This window comes from Tepidimonas sp. (assembly GCF_029335975.1).
In the GTDB taxonomy this organism is placed as follows: Bacteria; Pseudomonadota; Gammaproteobacteria; order Burkholderiales; family Burkholderiaceae_C; genus Tepidimonas.
Genome location: NZ_JARJMT020000064.1, coordinates 1 through 16,499 on the forward strand (window position 1 = coordinate 1; position 16,499 = coordinate 16,499).

Annotated in this window: 14 protein-coding genes, 3 tRNA genes and 1 pseudogene; 9 read left to right on the forward strand and 9 right to left on the reverse strand. The window is 65.7% G+C overall.

Going from position 1 to position 16,499, the window contains the following annotated elements:
• Positions 1-1,639, forward strand: a 1,639-nt coding sequence (locus P3W97_RS03415) for an efflux RND transporter permease subunit (RefSeq protein WP_300843799.1), incomplete at its 5' end; no start/stop codon positions are given.
• 52 nt (positions 1,640-1,691) lie between these two features.
• Here P3W97_RS03415 and coaBC read toward each other — a convergent pair.
• Positions 1,692-2,921 carry a bifunctional phosphopantothenoylcysteine decarboxylase/phosphopantothenate--cysteine ligase CoaBC gene (gene coaBC / locus P3W97_RS03420; RefSeq protein WP_300843801.1) on the reverse strand — a complete coding sequence of 410 codons (1,230 nt, stop codon included), beginning with the start codon at positions 2,919-2,921 and terminating at the stop codon, positions 1,692-1,694.
• Positions 2,922-3,014: 93 nt separating this feature from the next.
• On the opposite strand from coaBC, the gene P3W97_RS03425 reads away from it, so the two are divergent.
• From P3W97_RS03425 to ftsB, 5 genes are all read left to right on the forward strand, one after another.
• Positions 3,015-4,658, forward strand: coding sequence for a CTP synthase (locus P3W97_RS03425; RefSeq protein ID WP_300843803.1), 1,644 nt, complete (start codon positions 3,015-3,017; stop codon positions 4,656-4,658).
• Entirely contained in the window at positions 4,655-5,515 is an 861-nt protein-coding gene (gene kdsA / locus P3W97_RS03430) for a 3-deoxy-8-phosphooctulonate synthase (RefSeq protein WP_300843805.1), read from the forward strand. Before P3W97_RS03425 ends, kdsA begins: the two co-directional genes overlap by 4 nt.
• 56 nt (positions 5,516-5,571) lie before the next feature.
• Positions 5,572-5,862: a DUF1330 domain-containing protein gene (locus tag P3W97_RS03435; protein ID WP_300843807.1), complete on the forward strand. Its 291-nt coding sequence runs from the start codon at positions 5,572-5,574 to the stop codon at positions 5,860-5,862.
• Positions 5,863-5,931: 69 nt separating this feature from the next.
• Positions 5,932-7,230 (forward strand): phosphopyruvate hydratase, encoded by a 1,299-nt coding sequence (eno, locus tag P3W97_RS03440; RefSeq protein WP_300843809.1) that lies wholly within the window; start codon positions 5,932-5,934, stop codon positions 7,228-7,230.
• An 11-nt stretch (positions 7,231-7,241) separates the two neighbouring features.
• Positions 7,242-7,559, forward strand: a complete 318-nt coding sequence (gene ftsB / locus P3W97_RS03445; protein ID WP_300843811.1) for a cell division protein FtsB — start codon at positions 7,242-7,244, stop codon at positions 7,557-7,559.
• Between the two features lie 45 nt (positions 7,560-7,604).
• On the opposite strand, the gene P3W97_RS03450 is transcribed toward ftsB, so the two are convergent.
• Complete coding sequence (locus P3W97_RS03450) at positions 7,605-8,588, reverse strand: Hsp33 family molecular chaperone HslO (RefSeq protein ID WP_300843813.1); 984 nt, start codon at positions 8,586-8,588, stop codon at positions 7,605-7,607.
• Positions 8,589-8,597: 9 nt separating this feature from the next.
• Positions 8,598-9,122 carry a gamma carbonic anhydrase family protein gene (locus tag P3W97_RS03455; RefSeq protein ID WP_300843815.1) on the reverse strand — a complete coding sequence of 175 codons (525 nt, stop codon included), beginning with the start codon at positions 9,120-9,122 and terminating at the stop codon, positions 8,598-8,600.
• 37 nt (positions 9,123-9,159) lie between these two features.
• Here P3W97_RS03455 and P3W97_RS03460 point away from each other — a divergent pair, with 37 nt between their 5' ends.
• Positions 9,160-10,023, forward strand: a complete 864-nt coding sequence (locus P3W97_RS03460) for a ferritin-like domain-containing protein (protein ID WP_300843817.1) — start codon at positions 9,160-9,162, stop codon at positions 10,021-10,023.
• A 10-nt stretch (positions 10,024-10,033) separates the two neighbouring features.
• Here P3W97_RS03460 and xerD read toward each other — a convergent pair whose 3' ends face one another.
• Positions 10,034-10,936, reverse strand: a complete 903-nt coding sequence (gene xerD / locus P3W97_RS03465) for a site-specific tyrosine recombinase XerD (RefSeq protein WP_300843819.1) — start codon at positions 10,934-10,936, stop codon at positions 10,034-10,036.
• Positions 10,937-10,942: 6 nt separating this feature from the next.
• Here xerD and gloB point away from each other — a divergent pair, with 6 nt between their 5' ends.
• Positions 10,943-11,758 (forward strand): hydroxyacylglutathione hydrolase, encoded by an 816-nt coding sequence (gene gloB, locus P3W97_RS03470; RefSeq protein ID WP_300843821.1) that lies wholly within the window; start codon positions 10,943-10,945, stop codon positions 11,756-11,758.
• Between the two features lie 46 nt (positions 11,759-11,804).
• The gene (locus tag P3W97_RS03475; RefSeq protein WP_300843823.1) at positions 11,805-13,361 is read left to right on the forward strand and encodes a transglycosylase SLT domain-containing protein; all 1,557 of its coding nucleotides are present in this window, start codon (positions 11,805-11,807) and stop codon (positions 13,359-13,361) included.
• Positions 13,362-13,402: 41 nt separating this feature from the next.
• Here P3W97_RS03475 and P3W97_RS03480 read toward each other — a convergent pair.
• From P3W97_RS03480 to P3W97_RS03500, 5 genes and pseudogenes are all read right to left on the reverse strand, one after another.
• Positions 13,403-13,478: transfer RNA gene (locus tag P3W97_RS03480), tRNA-Gly, on the reverse strand.
• Between the two features lie 34 nt (positions 13,479-13,512).
• Positions 13,513-13,586 (reverse strand) — tRNA-Cys (locus P3W97_RS03485).
• Positions 13,587-13,648: 62 nt separating this feature from the next.
• Positions 13,649-13,724 (reverse strand) — tRNA-Gly (locus tag P3W97_RS03490).
• Between the two features lie 106 nt (positions 13,725-13,830).
• Positions 13,831-16,251, reverse strand: a complete 2,421-nt coding sequence (gene lon, locus P3W97_RS03495; protein WP_300843825.1) for an endopeptidase La — start codon at positions 16,249-16,251, stop codon at positions 13,831-13,833.
• A gap of 79 nt (positions 16,252-16,330) precedes the next feature.
• Positions 16,331-16,499: pseudogene (locus P3W97_RS03500) on the reverse strand (ATP-dependent Clp protease ATP-binding subunit ClpX); the annotation flags it as partial.

A 16,499-nucleotide genomic window follows, 5' to 3' on the forward strand; every position in this document is an offset into this window, starting at 1 on the left:
GTCTTGGCTGGTGGCGGTGACGTTCACGCCTTATCTGGGTGTCAAGATGCTGCGCGACGTGCCGCCCGAGGCGCGCCACAGCCATGACCAGCTCTACCAAAGCCCGGCGTACCGCCGGCTGCGGGCCCTCGTAGCCTGGTGTGTGACGCAGCGCAAGACCGTGGTGGCCGCCACCGTGGCACTGCTGGTGCTGGCCGGGTTCGCCATGGCCACGGTGGTGCCCAAGCAGTTCTTCCCCAGCAGCGACCGTACGGAGGTGCTGGTCAGCGTCTACCTGCCGCAGGGGACCAGCATCCGCGTCACCGACCAGACGGTACGCCGGCTCGAAGCGATCCTGGCGCCGATGCCGGAGGTGCGGACGCTGTCGGCCTACGTGGGGGCAGGCGCGCCGCGCTTTTTTATCTCTGCCAACCCCGAGCCGCCGAACCCAGCGTTTGGCAAGCTCATCGTCGTCGCGCACGACGAGTCCGGCCGCGACCGCATCATTGCGACCCTCGAAGACCATATCCGCCGCGGCGAGTTCGCCGAGGCGCGCGTGCGTGTGGCGCGGCTGTTGTATGGCCCGCCAGTGGCCTGGCCGGTGCAGTTTCGCATCTTCGGGCCCGATCCGGTGGAGTTGCGCCGCTGGGCGCACCGGGTGCGCGAGGTGATGGCAGCCGATCCGCACGTGGTCGATCCGCATCTGGAGTGGGACGAGCGGGTGCCGGTGCTGGCCCTGCGCGCCGACGCCGACCGGCTGCGGTTGCTGGGTCTCACCCCACAAGACATGGCGCAGCAGCTGCAGACCTTGCTTGACGGCGTGCCGGTGACGCAGCTGCGGCTGGGCAACCGCACGGTGGAGCTGACTGCGCGCGGGGCGGTGTGGGGCGCGCGCCCCAGCGCCGAGACGGTCGGCTCGCTGGAGTTGCTCAACCGCGACGGGCGCAAGGTACCAGTGGCACAGCTCGGCAGTCTGGAAGTGCGCTACGAGGAGCCGGTCATCAAGCGCTACAACCGCGAACCGTTCGTGGCCGTGCAGGCCGAGGTGAGCGGCGCGCAGCCCAACGATGTGACCGCCGCCGTCTGGAAAGCGCTAGAACCGCTGCGCGCCGAGCTGCCGCCCGGCTACCGTGTAGCCATCGGTGGCTCGGTGGAGCAGTCCGAGAAGGCCAATCTCTCGATCCAAAAGCTGCAGCCGCTGATGGTAGCGGCGATGCTGGTCTTCATCATGTTGCAAATGCGCTCGTTCGCCGGTACCTTCATGGTCGTGGCCACCGCGCCGCTGGGGCTGATCGGCGCGGTGCTGGCATTGCTGGTGTTTTGGCAGCCGTTTGGCTTCGTCGCGCTGCTGGGCCTGACGGGCCTGGCGGGTATTCTGATGCGCAACACGCTGATCCTCACACAGCAGGTCGCCGACAACTTCGACGTCGGCCTGAGCGCCTTCAACGCCGTGGTCGAAGCCGCGGTGCAGCGCGCCCGTCCGGTGGTGCTCACAGCCCTGGCCGCGGTGCTGGCCTTCGTGCCGCTGACGCACGACAGCTTCTGGGGGCCGCTGGCCTATGTGCTGATCGGCGGTGTGGCCGTGGGCACGGCCATCACGCTCTTGTTCGTGCCGGCGCTGTATGCGCTGTGGTTTCGCATCCAGCCGACGGTGACCTGACGTCGCAGCTCGCCAGTCAACGGCACCCGCCAGCGGTGGCGCGCGCGCCGGATCAGTCGGCCTCGCGCGGCAGGCCGAGCCGTCGCGCGATCTCGCCGATGAGCTGGCGCGCCAACACGATTTTGGGCGCTGGGGGCAGCTCCAGCGCCTGGCGCTCATCCACCAGAACCAAGGCATTGTCATCGCGGCCGAAGGTGGCCGGGCCGATATTGCCAACCAGCAGTGGCACCCCCTTGCGCACGCGCTTGGCCTGCGCATGGGCCAGCAGGTCGTGGCTTTCGGCCGCAAAGCCAACGCAATAGAGCTCGCGGCGCTGCGCGCGCGGCAGAGCCGCCACCGTCGCCAGGATATCCGGATTCTCAACGAAAGTGAGTGCCGGAGGCGGACTGCCGTCGGCCTTCTTCAGTTTGTGCTCCGCTACTTGGGCAGGGCGCCAATCGGACACCGCAGCAGCGGCGATAAAGAGGTCGGCAGCATCGACTTGCGCCAAGACCGCCGCCAACATCTGCTGCGCGGTCTGCACATCCACGCGGTGCACCCCACGCGGCGTATCCAGATGCACCGGACCGGCCACCAGCGTCACCTCGGCGCCCGCCTCGCGCGCCGCGCGCGCCACCGCAAAACCCATTTTGCCGCTGCTGTGGTTGGTGATGCCACGCACCGGGTCGATCGGCTCGAACGTCGGCCCTGCGGTCACCAGCACGCGCTGGCCGCGCAGCACCTTGGGCTGCAGGTGCGCAACCAGCTCTTCCACGATCTCCTGCGGCTCCAGCATGCGGCCGTCGCCCACCTCGCCGCACGCCTGCTCGCCCTGCCCAACCCCCAACACCGTGGCACCGTCGGCGGCTGCTTGCGCGACGTTGCGCTGGGTGGCCGGGTGCGCCCACATCTCGCGGTTCATCGCCGGAGCCAGCAGCAGCGGCACGCGCTGCGCCGGCCGTGCCAGGCACAGCAGCGCCAGCAGCGCGTCGGCGCGGCCCTGCGCCAGCTGCGCGATGAAGTCGGCGCTCGCCGGCGCCACCACGATCGCGTCGGCCCAGCGGCCCAGGTTGATGTGCGCCATCGCATTGGGCTCGCGCGCATCCCACTGGCTGGTGACGACCGGCTGGCCGCTGAGCGCCTGCATCGTCACCGGCGTGATGAACTGCGCCGCTGCCTCGGTCAGCAGCACCCGAACACGGGCACCCGCCTGCACCAGCAGCCGGCACAGCTCGGCCGACTTGTAGCAGGCGATGCCGCCCGACAACCCCAGGACGATGTGCTTACCGTCGAGTTCTTTCATACGCCCGCACTATACCGTTGCCCCGGCATCGGGCAGCCCGGCTTTTATAATCGGTCTTTCCTCAGTCGGGCCCATGTCGGCCCGCCCATTGACATGACCAAATATGTGTTCGTCACCGGCGGCGTGGTGTCGTCCCTTGGCAAGGGGATCGCTTCTGCGTCGCTGGCCGCGCTGCTGGAGTCGCGCGGCCTCAAGGTCACGCTGATCAAGCTCGACCCCTATCTCAACGTCGATCCGGGCACGATGAGCCCGTTCCAGCACGGCGAGGTGTTCGTCACCGACGACGGCGCCGAGACCGACCTGGATCTGGGCCATTACGAGCGTTTCATCACCACCCGCATGAAGCGCTCCAACAACTTCACCACTGGCCAAATCTACAAGTCGGTGCTGGAAAAGGAGCGCCGCGGCGACTACCTCGGCAAGACGGTGCAGGTCATCCCGCACGTCACCAACGAGATCCAAACCTTCATCCAGCGCGGTGCCGAGGGCGTGGATGTGGCGATTGCCGAGATCGGCGGCACGGTCGGTGACATCGAGTCGCTGCCGTTTCTGGAGGCAGCGCGACAGATGAGCCTGCGCCTGGGGCCCAACCACTCGGCCTTTGTCCATCTGACCTATGTGCCCTGGATCGCCGCCGCCGGCGAGCTCAAGACCAAGCCGACCCAGCATACGGTGCAGAAACTGCGCGAGATTGGCATCCAGCCCGACGCGCTGCTGTGCCGCGCCGACCGTGTCATCCCAGACGAGGAGCGCGAGAAGATCAGCCTGTTTACCAACGTGCCGCTGTGGGGCGTGATCTCGATGCCCGATGTCGACACCATCTACAAGGTGCCACGCGTGCTGCACGAGCAGGGGCTCGACGGCCTGATCTGCGACAAACTGCGCCTGCATACCCCGCCCGCCAACCTCAAGCGCTGGGACGATTTGGTCTACGAGGTCGAGCATCCGCGCGGCGAGGTGCGCATTGCCATGGTCGGCAAATATGTCGATTTGTCGGACAGCTACAAATCGCTCAACGAGGCGCTGCGCCATGCCGGGCTGAAAAACCATGTGCGCGTGGCGATCAGCTACATCGACTCCGAAACACTGGAGGGCGATGACATAACCGAACGCTTGGGCGGCTTTGACGCCATCTTGGTTCCCGGGGGCTTTGGCAAGCGCGGGGTGGAGGGCAAGATCCGCGCCGCGCAGTTCGCGCGCGAACACAAAGTGCCTTACCTCGGCATCTGTCTGGGCATGCAGGTGGCCACGATCGAGTTCGCACGCCATGCCGCGGGGCTGGCGGGCGCCAACTCCACCGAGTTCGACCCGCACACCCCGCATCCGGTGATCGCGCTCATCGACGAATGGATGGATGCCAGCGGCACCCTGCAAAAACGCGATGCGGACAGTGACCTCGGCGGCACGATGCGGCTGGGAGCGCAAAGCGCCGACGTCGTACCGGGCACACTGGCTTACCGCATCTATGGCCCAGTCGTCACCGAACGCCACCGACACCGCTACGAGGCCAACACGCAGTACCTCGATCGGCTGCGCCAGGCCGGGCTCGTCATCTCGGCGCTGACACAGCGCGAACAGCTCACCGAGATCATCGAATTGCCGCAGGAGGTGCACCCTTGGTACATGGGGGTGCAATTCCATCCCGAATTCAAGTCCACCCCGTGGGACGGACACCCGCTGTTCAATGCCTATATCGCCGCAGCGCTGCAGCATCAACGGCAGGAGGCTGGTGCATGAATCTGTGCGGTTTCGAGATCGGCCTGCACCGGCCTTTCTTCCTGATCGCTGGCCCGTGCGTGGTCGAAAGCGAGCAGCTGCAGATGGATGTCGCTGGCCAACTCAAGGCCATCACGGCGGAGCTGGGCATCCCATTCATCTTCAAGAGCAGTTACGACAAGGCCAACCGCTCCAGCGGGGCCTCGTTTCGAGGCCCCGGCATGGAGCGAGGGCTGGAGATCTTGGCCAAGGTGCGCCGCGAGATCGGCGTGCCCGTGCTGACCGATGTGCACACCGAGGCCGAGGTGCCAGCGGTGGCTGCCGTGGTGGATGTGCTGCAGACACCGGCTTTTTTGTGCCGCCAAACGGACTTCATCCGCGCCGTGGCGCAGTCCGGCAAACCGGTCAACATCAAGAAGGGGCAGTTTCTCGCGCCGCACGACATGAAGCATGTCATCGACAAGGCCCGCGCCGCTGCGCGCGAAAAGGGCCTGCCAGAAGACAATTTTCTGGCCTGCGAGCGCGGTTTCAGCTTTGGCTACCACAACCTGGTGTCGGACATGAGGAGCCTGGTGCTCATGCGCGACAGCGGCGCGCCGGTGGTGTTCGATGCCACGCACAGCGTGCAGCTGCCCGGCGGCCAGGGCACGAGCTCTGGCGGCCAGCGCGAATTTGTGCCGCCGCTGGCGCGCGCTGCGGTGGCCGTCGGCGTGGCCGGGCTGTTCATGGAAACCCACCCCAACCCGACGCAAGCGCTGTCGGACGGCCCCAACGCCGTGCCGCTGAAGTTCATGCGGCCGTTGCTGGCGTCGCTGCGTGAGCTCGATGCCATCGTCAAGCGCCAGCCGCTGCTGGAGACGGCATTGTCTGCGGCCTGACCCTTTCGCTGCGCGGGGCCCCGGCTGTCGCGCCTATCCTTCCCCATCCGAATCCCATGAGCGCATACATCATCGCCGACGTGGACGTCACCGATCCGCAGCAGTACGAGGAATACAAGCGCTGGTCCAGCGCCGCCATCCAGGCACACGGCGCCGAGGTGTTGGTGCGCGGCGGCGCCGTCACCGTGCTGGAGGGCGACTGGCAACCCAGCCGCGTCGTCGTGCTGCGCTTTCCGACGGTGGCAGCGGCGCGCGCCTTCCACGACTCACCGGAATACCGCCGTGCGCGCGAGGCGCGCGCTGGCGCGGCCGTGATGCGCATGATCGCTGTCGAGGGCATGACCTGAGGGCCCGCCACCCGTCCCACCCATTGACCTGGTCCCAACACCCATCCCACGCAACGAAGGAACCCACGCATGAGCGCCATTGTCGATATCGTCGGCCGCGAGATTCTGGACAGCCGCGGCAACCCCACCGTCGAGTGTGATGTGCTGCTGGAATCGGGCGTCATGGGCCGCGCGGCCGTGCCATCCGGCGCCTCCACTGGCAGCCGCGAGGCCATCGAGCTGCGCGACGGTGACCCCAACCGCTACCTCGGCAAGGGGGTGCTCAAGGCCGTCGAGCACATCAACACCGAGATCAGCGAAGCCGTGCTGGGGCTGGACGCGAGCGAACAGGCCTTCCTGGACAAGACGCTGATCGAGCTGGACGGCACCGACAACAAGAGCCGCCTGGGCGCCAACGCCATGCTGGCGGTCAGCATGGCGGTGGCGCGCGCCGCGGCCGAAGAAGCGGGTCTGCCGCTATACCGCTACTTTGGCGGCAGCGCGGCAGTGCAAATGCCCGTACCCATGATGAATGTCATCAACGGCGGCGCACATGCCAACAACAACCTCGATCTGCAGGAGTTCATGATCCTGCCTGTCGGTGCCCCCTCCTTCCGCGAGGCGATCCGCTGGGGCGCGGAGGTGTTCCATGCGCTCAAGAAAATCATCCATGACCGCGGCATGAGCACTGCGGTCGGCGACGAAGGCGGCTTTGCGCCCAGCGTGGCCAACCACGAGGCGGCCATCCAGCTCATCCTCGAAGCCATCGACAAAGCGGGCTACACCGCGGGTCAACAGATCGCCCTGGGCTTGGACTGCGCGGCCAGCGAGTTTTGCAAGGATGGCCCGGATGGCTCCAAGGTCTATCACCTCGAAGGAGAGGGCCTGGTACTCAACGCTGCCGAGTGGACCCACATCCTGGCCACCTGGTGCGACAAATATCCCATCATCAGCATCGAGGACGGCATGGCCGAGGGCGACTGGGACGGCTGGGCGCAACTCACCCAGCGACTGGGCCCCAAGGTCCAATTGGTGGGCGACGACCTGTTCGTCACCAACACGAAGATCTTGAAAGAAGGCATCTCCAGAGGCATCGCCAACTCCATCCTCATCAAGATCAACCAGATTGGCACGCTGACCGAGACGTTCGCCGCCATCGAGATGGCCAAACGCGCTGGCTACACGGCCGTCATCAGCCACCGCTCCGGCGAGACCGAGGACAGCACCATCGCCGACATCGCGGTGGGCACCAATGCCGGCCAGATCAAGACGGGATCGATGAGCCGCAGCGACCGCATGGCCAAGTACAACCAGCTGCTGCGCATCGAGGAGGATCTGGGCGACGTGGCGGTCTACCCGGGCCGTGACGCCTTCTACAACCTGCGCTGATCCCCTCCGCCATGCGCGCCCGCTGGGTCACGGCAGTGTTGCTCGGGCTGCTGGCCGTGATCCAGGGGCAAATCTGGTTTGGTCGGGGCAGCGTGGTGCAGGTGGACGCACTGCGCCGCGAGCTGGCCAAACAGGAACAAGCCAACGAAGCCGCCCGGCTGCGCAACGAACGACTGGCGGCCGAGGTCCAGGACCTGTACGAAGGCGTCGAGACGGTCGAGGAGATCGCGCGCCAGGAGTTGGGCATGGTCAAGCCCAATGAAATCTTCGTGCAGATTCAGGGACCGGGGAGCGCCCGGCCGTCGGGTGGCCTGACACCTCCGCAGTGAAAGCCCCGGTCAATACCGCGCTGCGCCGACGCCTGGTCGCCGGCGTCACTGCATGCGATCGGAGCCCGGCGGCTGCTGGTCCTGCGTCAGAAACAGGCGCGCGGCATCGACGGGATCGAAGCGGTAGTGCAAGCCGCAAAAATCGCACCCCACATCGACTTCGCCTTGCTCGGCCAGGATGGCCTCGACCTCCTGCACACCCAGGCCGCGCAACATGGCCCCCACCCGCTCGCGCGAGCAGGTGCAGGCAAAGCGCGGTTGCGCCTGGGCCGGGGAGGACGGTGCCAAACGCAGCAGGTTTTCCTGCCAGAACAGGCGATGCAGGATGGTGTCGGCATCCAGCCCCAACAGCTCCTGGCGCGTGAGGCTGCTGGCCAGCGTCGCGATGCGGTGAAAGTCCTCGTTTGCCCCGAGTGCATCGGACTCGTGCGCCACGGCCGCCGTACCGGACAGATTGCCTTGTCCCATGGCTGGCATGCGTTGAATCAGCAAGCCTGCCGCGATCGACGCATCCGCCGCCAGCACCAACCGGGTGTCCAACTGCTCACTCTGCTGCATATAGTGGCCGATGACGTCACTCAAACGCTCCAAAGGGCGCCCTGCGGCGTCGGTCAGGGGCACGACGCCCTGATAAGGCTGCTGTCCCGGCTGGCGCTCGCGCGGATCCAGCGTGATCGCGCAGCGCCCCTGCCCCAACACATTCACCATGTGGGACAGCGGCACCCCCGGCCCCACCTCTCCTCGCACCGTGGCGGTCGCGCGAAACGACAAATCGGGCTGCACCTCGGCCACGGCCACCTTGACCGGTCCATCACCAAAGATCTGCAACACCAGCGCCCCGGCGAATTTGATGTTGCTGTGCAGCAATACCGCAGTCGCCACCATCTCGCCCAGCAGCTCCATCACCGCCGGGGGATACCCGCCCGCGCTCTGGCGTCGGCGCAACAGTTCCTGCCAACCGTCGGTCAGGCGCACCAAAGCCCCGCGCACGGGCACACCGTCGAACAGAAATTTGTGCAGTTCGGACACGCGCGCCCCTTAGCCCATGCGCTTGAGGCCGGCCCGAAAACGTCGCGCGTTTTCGATGTAATGGCGCGCGCTCCAGCGCAGGCCCTCGATCTGCTGCGGCGTGAGCTGGCGCACCAGCTTCGCTGGGCTGCCCAGGATCATCGACCCATCGGGGAATTCCTTGCCCTCGGTCACCAGCGCGCCGGCGCCAACCAGGCAGTGCCGACCGATGCGCGCGCCATTGAGCACCACCGCGCCGATGCCAATTAGCGACTCATCTCCGATGGTGCAGCCATGCAGCATGACCTGATGCCCCACGGTGACATGCTCACCAATGGTCAGCGGATAGCCCACGTCCGCGTGCAGCACGCTGCCGTCCTGGATGTTGCTGCCGCGACCAACGGTGATGGGATCGGTGTCACCACGCAAAACCGCGCCGAACCAGACGCTGGCGTCCTCGGCCAGGGTAACGCGGCCCATCACACGGGCCGTGTCGGCCACGAACACCGACGGGTGCACATCGGGGACGATGTCGTCGAGTTGGTAAATACCCATTTATAGAATTGTACGGATGCATCCCTCCCTGTCCACCATGACCGCCGCTGCCCAGGCATCGGTGTCAGACGCACGCGCCCAGGCGCTGCACTGGCTGACGCAAGCCGACCCCGACACGAAGGTCCAGGGTGTACGGGCGCTCTGGCAAGCTGTGCAGGCCGAATCGGATCGTTCGTGTGTCGATCCCGCCGCGACCTGGGCCCCAGCGGCCGATCGGCCCCTGCCGGGGCGGCCGGTGCGTCCACGGTTGATCGAACCAGGCGCGGTGCCCCCACGATCCCCTTTCACCACGGAGGGACACGCCGCCCTGATCCACGCCATCTGCCACATCGAATTCAACGCGATCAACCTGGCACTGGATGCTGTGTGGCGCTTTCCCGGCATGCCCGAGGCGTTTTACCGCGACTGGTTGCGTGTCGCTGCCGAGGAAGCGGAGCACTTCACCCTGTTGCGCGACCACCTGCGCAGCCTGCGTGGCCCCGACGGGCGCCGCTGGGACTACGGTGACTTCGATGCGCACGACGGCTTGTGGACCATGTGCGACAAAACCGCACGCGATATCGTTGCCCGCATGGCGCTCGTGCCCCGCACCTTGGAGGCCCGAGGGTTGGACGCCACCCCGCTGATCCAAGCCAAGCTGCGCCGCGCCGGTACGGCCACAGCCTTGCAGGCGTGCGCAATCCTCGACATCATTCTGCGCGACGAGGTGGGCCATGTGGCCATCGGCAACCGGTGGTACCGCTGGCTGTGCGACCAACAGGGGCTCGAGCCCATGGCGCACTTTCGTCATTTGATGCGCTTGCACCGCGCACCGCTGCCCAAACCGCCCCTGAATACCGATGCACGGCTGCGTGCGGGCTTTACGGCAACAGAACTCGCCTTTCTTGAACAAATCGTCTGAGACATGCCGCTCAGCCCCTTGCGCGCGGATGGTGCTGCGCATGCAGGGCCTTGAGCCGCTCGCGGGCCACATGGGTGTAAATGGTGGTGGTGGAAATGTCCGCATGCCCCAGCAACAACTGCACCGCGCGCAGATCGGCGCCGTGATTGAGCAAATGGGTGGCGAATGCGTGGCGCAGGGTGTGCGGTGACAGCGGTGCGGTGATGCCTGCCTGCTGGGCGTAGCGTTTGACCAACATCCAAAACATCACCCGGGTCATGGCCTGGCCGTGGCGTTCGGTGACGAACAGGTCATCGCTGGTGCGGCCTGCCATCAGCACTGGGCGTGCCTGCGTCAAATAGCGCCGCAACCAGTCCGCCGCCACATCGCCAAACGGCACCAAGCGCTGTTTGTCCCCCTTGCCCGTGACGCGCACCACCTGGTCAGGCAGGCTGACCTCGAACAAGCGCAGCGCCACCAACTCGCTGACGCGCAATCCGCTGGCGTACATCAGCTCCAGCATCGCGCGGTCGCGCAGACCCAGCGGCTGGGCCGTATCCGGCGCCGCCAGCAAGGCCTCGACTTGTGCCTCGGTCAGCGTCTTGGGCACGCGCAACATGCGCTTGGCGGACAGCAAGGCGAGCGTGGGGTCGGCCTGCAGCAACCCCTCGCGCAGGGCCCAGCGGTAAAAACGCCGAAAAACCGCCAACCGCCGGTTGCTGGAGCTGGCCCGACTGCCAGGCAGCCGCTGCGCCATATAGGCCTGCAGCTCGGCCGCCCCCGCCTGCAACAGCCCTTTGTCCCGCGCGGCGAGCCAGCCGCGAAAGCCTTGCAAGTCACTGCGGTAGGCAGCCAGGGTGCGCGCCGCCAGCCCATCCTCCAGCCACAGGGCATCGATGAATCGATCGACCACGGCATCATCGCCGGCTATCATCACCATATGACGATAGTACCGTCTGCCGCGACCAAGCGGCGATCCGCGTTGATCGTGGAGCCGCTGCCCGCCTTGAGCGACAACTACATCTGGCTGCTGCACCGGGATGGCGAGGCCTGGGTGGTGGACCCAGGCGACGCTTCCCCCGTGCAGCATGCGCTGCAAAAGCGGGGCCTGTGCCTGCAGGGCATTTTCCTTACCCACCACCACGCCGACCACGTGGGCGGCGTGCATGCCCTGCGCTCGGCCACGGCTTGCCGTGTTGTTGGTCCCGCTGGCGAGCCCCTGCCCGAACCGGTGGAACCCGTTGCCGAAGGTGACACCATCGAGGCGCTGGGGCAACACTGGCGGGTATTGGAGGTGCCCGGTCATACCGCTGGGCACATCGCTTATGTCAACAACGCGCCGCTGGACGGTCCCCGCTGGTTGTTTTGTGGCGACACCCTATTTTCGGGTGGATGCGGCCGCTTGTTCGAAGGGACACCGGCGCAGATGCTGGCGTCGCTGGACCGGCTGGCAGCCCTGCCAGGCGAGACCCAGGTCTGCTGTGCGCACGAATACACGCTGTCCAATCTGCGGTTTGCCCGGGCGGTCGAGCCGGACAACCCCGAGTTGGCCGCCTACGCCCAAGCCTGCCAGGCCCGACGCGAGGTGGGTGAGCCCACTCTGCCCAGCACCATCGCCACCGAACTCGGCATCAACCCTTTTTTGCGCAGCCGGGAACCGACAGTGCGGCGCGCGGTCCAGCAACGAGACCCAGCGGCCCGCAGCGACGTGGAGGTTTTCGCTGCCCTGCGCCGCTGGAAAGACGGCTTTTGCTGACCCGAAGCCACCGGCACCCAGGCCCGATTCGAACCTATCCGCCCCAATGACGCTTTTTCAACGACTGGTGCTGCTGCTGTGCCCTCTGGCACTGGCCGCCTGTTCTGCCCTGCCGGCCCCTCGATCGGCCGACGACAGTCTAGCCCCGCCCACACATCCTGCTGCGGCGGCTGCTGGTGAATCGCCCCCGTCCACGCCAAGCGCTGCCCCGCCCGCTGCGGCGTCTGCTCCCATTGTCGCCGCCCCCCCGCTGCCCAGCCTGCATCCCGTCGCGCCCGTCGTCGCGCCAGCAGACTTGTGGGAGCGGATGGAACGCGGCTTTGCCATGCCGGACCTGGACGATCCACTCGTACAGCAATGGGAACGCTGGTACGCCAGCCGACCAGACTATCTGCAGCGCATGGCGGACCGGGCCAGCAAATACCTCTTTCACATCGTGGAAGAGATCGAACGCCGCAACCTGCCCCTGGAGCTGGCCCTGCTGCCCTTCATCGAGAGCGCTTTCAACCCGCAGGCGGTCTCGCACGCCAAGGCGGCCGGTATGTGGCAGTTCATGCCCGCCACGGGCAAGCATTACGACCTCAAACAAAACGCCTTCCGCGACGACCGGCGAGACGTGCTCGCCTCGACCCGCGCAGCCCTGGATTATCTGGAGCGCCTGCACCGCATGTTTGGCGATTGGCATCTGGCGCTGGCCGCTTACAACTGGGGCGAGGGCAATGTGCAACGCGCCATCAAGCGCAACCAAGCCGCAGGACTGCCGACCAGCTACCCCGATCTGCGCATGCCGGACGAGACGCGCAACTATGTGCCCAAGCTGCAGGCCGTCAAAAATCTGGTCACCGACCCGCAAACCCGGGGCGTGAAGCTGCCGGTGATCGGCAACCATCCGTTTTTCGATACCGTGCGCATCGATCGAGACATCGACGTGGCCGTGATCGCTCAGCTGGCTGGCGTCAGCGAGGTGGACTTTCGGACCCTGAATCCGTCTCACAACAAACCGGTCATCATGGCCTCTGGCACGCCAGAAATCCTGCTGCCCTGGGACAACGCCTTGCTGTTTGCCCAGCGACTGCGCGAGCACAGCGGCCCCATCGCCAGCTGGACGGCTTGGCGTGTGCCTCAGGACATGACGACCGCGCAAGCCGCTCGCCAGTTGAGGTGGGACGAACGCGCCCTGCGCGAGCTCAACCGTATCCCGCCGCGCATGCGGCTCAAGGCCGGTTCGACCATCCTGGTGCCGCGGAGGGGCAAGTTGGACCGCGATGTACCGGAACACATGGCAGACCATGCGCAACTGCTGCTCGCGCCCGATGTGCCGCCGACCCGCACGGTGCGGGTCAAAGCGCGCGCTGGCGACACCCTGGCCACCATCGCGCGGCGCCACCGCGTCGGCGTCGCCGACCTGGCCGCCTGGAACAAACTGAGTGTGGGCGCCCGACTCCACGCTGGCCAGACGCTGCAGATTCACATGCCGGTCACGCGCACCGCCCGCACCGGCACCAAACCGACCAAGGCAGCCGCAACGCGCAAGACGACGGCCAAGGCCGCGAGCACCCCCAAGTCGGCTGCGGTACGCACTGGCCAGGCCGGCAAGCCCTAAATGCGAAACGGGCAAGCCTTGCGACTTGCCCGTGTGCTGTTTGGAGCGGGAAACGAGTCTCGAACTCGCGACCTCAACCTTGGCAAGGTTGCGCTCTACCAACTGAGCTATTCCCGCCTGTGTCCCCGCCCTTGGCAGGAAACATTTGCCTTGGAGGCGCGGGCCGGAGTCGAACCGACCTACTCGGATTTGCAATCCGGTGCATAACCGCTTTGCTACCGCGCCTTGTCTGGTTCAACCCGACAGACCGCCGGATTGGGCGGCTGGGTTGCCAGCCACCCGCAATTTGGAGCGGGAAACGAGTCTCGAACTCGCGACCTCAACCTTGGCAAGGTTGCGCTCTACCAACTGAGCTATTCCCGCGTCACTTCAGACGCCCGCTTCGTACCCGTTGCATCGTCTGAAGCCATCATTTTATACCAAAATCGGCTGCATTTCCACGCAGACTGGCGCCGATGCCAGCCGGCAGTCAGTGCTTGACGGCGGGTGCCTCCGTGCTCGCGCTCGCCGCCGCTTCCAGCACGGGCTCCACATCGGGCAGGGGCGCCGGCAGACGCTCCAGCGCCAGTTCCAGCACGCGATCGATCCACTTGACTGGCACGATCTCCAGCCCCTGCTTGACGTTGTCCGGAATCTCGGCCAGATCCTTGACGTTTTCCTCTGGAATCAGCACGGTGCGGATGCCTCCGCGCAGCGCCGCCAGCAGCTTTTCCTTCAGCCCGCCAATGGCGGTGACCTCGCCGCGCAGCGTGATCTCGCCGGTCATCGCCACATCGGCGCGCACCGGGATACCAGTCAGCGCCGAGACGATCGCCGTGGTCATTGCGATGCCAGCGCTCGGGCCATCCTTGGGCGTGGCCCCATCGGGTACATGGATGTGGATGTCTTTTTTCTCGAACAGCTCGTCGGATATGCCGAGCCGCCGCGCGCGGCTGCGCACCACGGTGCGCGCCGCCTCCACCGACTCCTTCATCACATCGCCCAGCGAGCCAGTGCGAATCACATTGCCCTTGCCAGGCATGATTGCCGCTTCGATCGTCAGCAAGTCGCCGCCGACCTCCGTCCACGCCAGCCCAACCACCTGCCCGACCTGGTTTTGCTGCTCGGCGCGGCCAAATGCATATTTGCGCACGCCGAGAAAATCCGCCAGATTATCCGGTGTGACGACCACGGGCTTGCTCATTTTCTTGAGCAGCAAGCCCTTGACCACCTTGCGGCAAATGCGCGAGATTTCGCGCTCCAGCGCGCGCACGCCCGCTTCGCGGGTGTAGTAGCGCACGATGTCGCGCACGGCAGCCTCGGTCACCTCCAGCTCGTCGTCCTTCACACCGTTGTTTGCGCGCTGCTTGGGCAGCAGATAGCGCAGCGCGATGGCCACCTTCTCATCCTCCGTGTAGCCCGACAGACGGATCACCTCCATGCGGTCCAGCAGCGCCGGCGGGATGTTGAGCGAATTGGACGTGGCCACGAACATCACGTCCGATAGGTCGAAATCCAGCTCCACGTAATGGTCCTGGAAAGTGTGGTTTTGCTCGGGGTCGAGCACCTCCAGTAGCGCCGAGGCGGGGTCACCGCGGAAGTCCATGCCGAGCTTGTCGATTTCATCCAGCAGAAACAGCGGATTGCGTACGCCGACCTTGGTCAGGTTTTGCAACACCTTGCCCGGCAATGCGCCGATGTAGGTGCGCCGGTGACCGCGAATCTCGGCTTCGTCGCGCATGCCTCCGAGCGCCATACGCACATATTTACGACCGGTGGCCTTGGCGATCGACTGGCCCAACGACGTCTTGCCCACACCCGGCGGGCCGACCAAGCACAGGATCGGCGCCTTGACCTTGTCCACGCGCTGCTGCACCGCCAGATATTCCAGGATGCGCTCTTTGACCTTTTCCAGCCCGTGGTGGTCGGCGTTGAGCACTTCCTCGGCATAGGCCAGGTCGTGGCGTACCTTGGTCTTTTTGCTCCACGGCAGGTTGACCAGCACATCGATGTAGTTGCGCACGACGGTGGCTTCGGCCGACATCGGCGACATGAGCTTGAGCTTTTTGAGCTCGCTCTCCGCTTTCTTGCGCGCCTCCTTGGGCATGCGCGCAGCTTTGATCTTCTTTTCCAGCTCCTCGAGGTCGGCACCCTCCTCGCCTTCTCCCAGCTCTTTTTGGATGGCCTTGACCTGCTCGTTGAGATAGAACTCGCGCTGGTTTTTCTCCATCTGGCGCTTGACGCGTCCGCGGATGCGGCGATCGACATTCAGAATCTCGACCTCGGCCTCCAGTTGCGCGAACAGATTTTCTAGGCGCGCGACCAGTCGCTCCAGATCGAGCACACTCTGTTTGGCTTCCAGCTTGAGCGGCAGGTGCGCTGCGATCGTGTCGGCGAGCCGCCCCGGATCGTCGATGCTGGCGATCGAGGTCAGGATCTCGGCCGGAATCTTTTTGTTGAGCTTGACATACTGGTCAAACTGCTGCATCACCGCACGGCGCAGCGCTTCCAACTCCTTGGGGTCGGCATCGCGCTGCTCCGCTTCGGCATCGACCGGCATCACACTGGCCGAAAAATGCGTCTCGCCTTCCTCTACCTGCAGCACCTTGGCGCGCTGTACGCCCTCCACCAGCACTTTGACGGTTCCGTCGGGTAGCTTGAGCATCTGCAAGATGCTGGCGACACACCCCATCTCGAACAGATCGCTGGGCTGGGGCTCATCCTTGGCCGCCGTTTTTTGTGCAACCAGCATGATGCGCCGCTCGTTGGCCATCGCGACCTCGAGGGCCTTGATGCTCTTGGGCCGCCCGACGAACAGCGGGATGACCATGTGGGGGAAGACGACCACGTCGCGCAGCGGCAACAGCGGCAGCTCGACGGGCTGGCTAGGGAGCGTGGGATGTCCGGACATGGAGAATTCCTTTCTCTCAGCTCAGTTGGGGGCGGCAAAGCCGAACTCAAGCACGCCCCAGTGCGCCGCCGGCGTAGGGTCATGCCTGCTTGGCTGCCTCGCGATAGACGAGCAGGGGCGCTTTGCCTTCGGTGATGGTGGCCTCCTCGACGACGACGCGTTCGACGTTGTGCAGGCTGGGCAACTCGAACATGGTATCCATCAGCGCCTGCTCCAAGATAGAACGCAGGCCACGCGCCCCCGTCTTG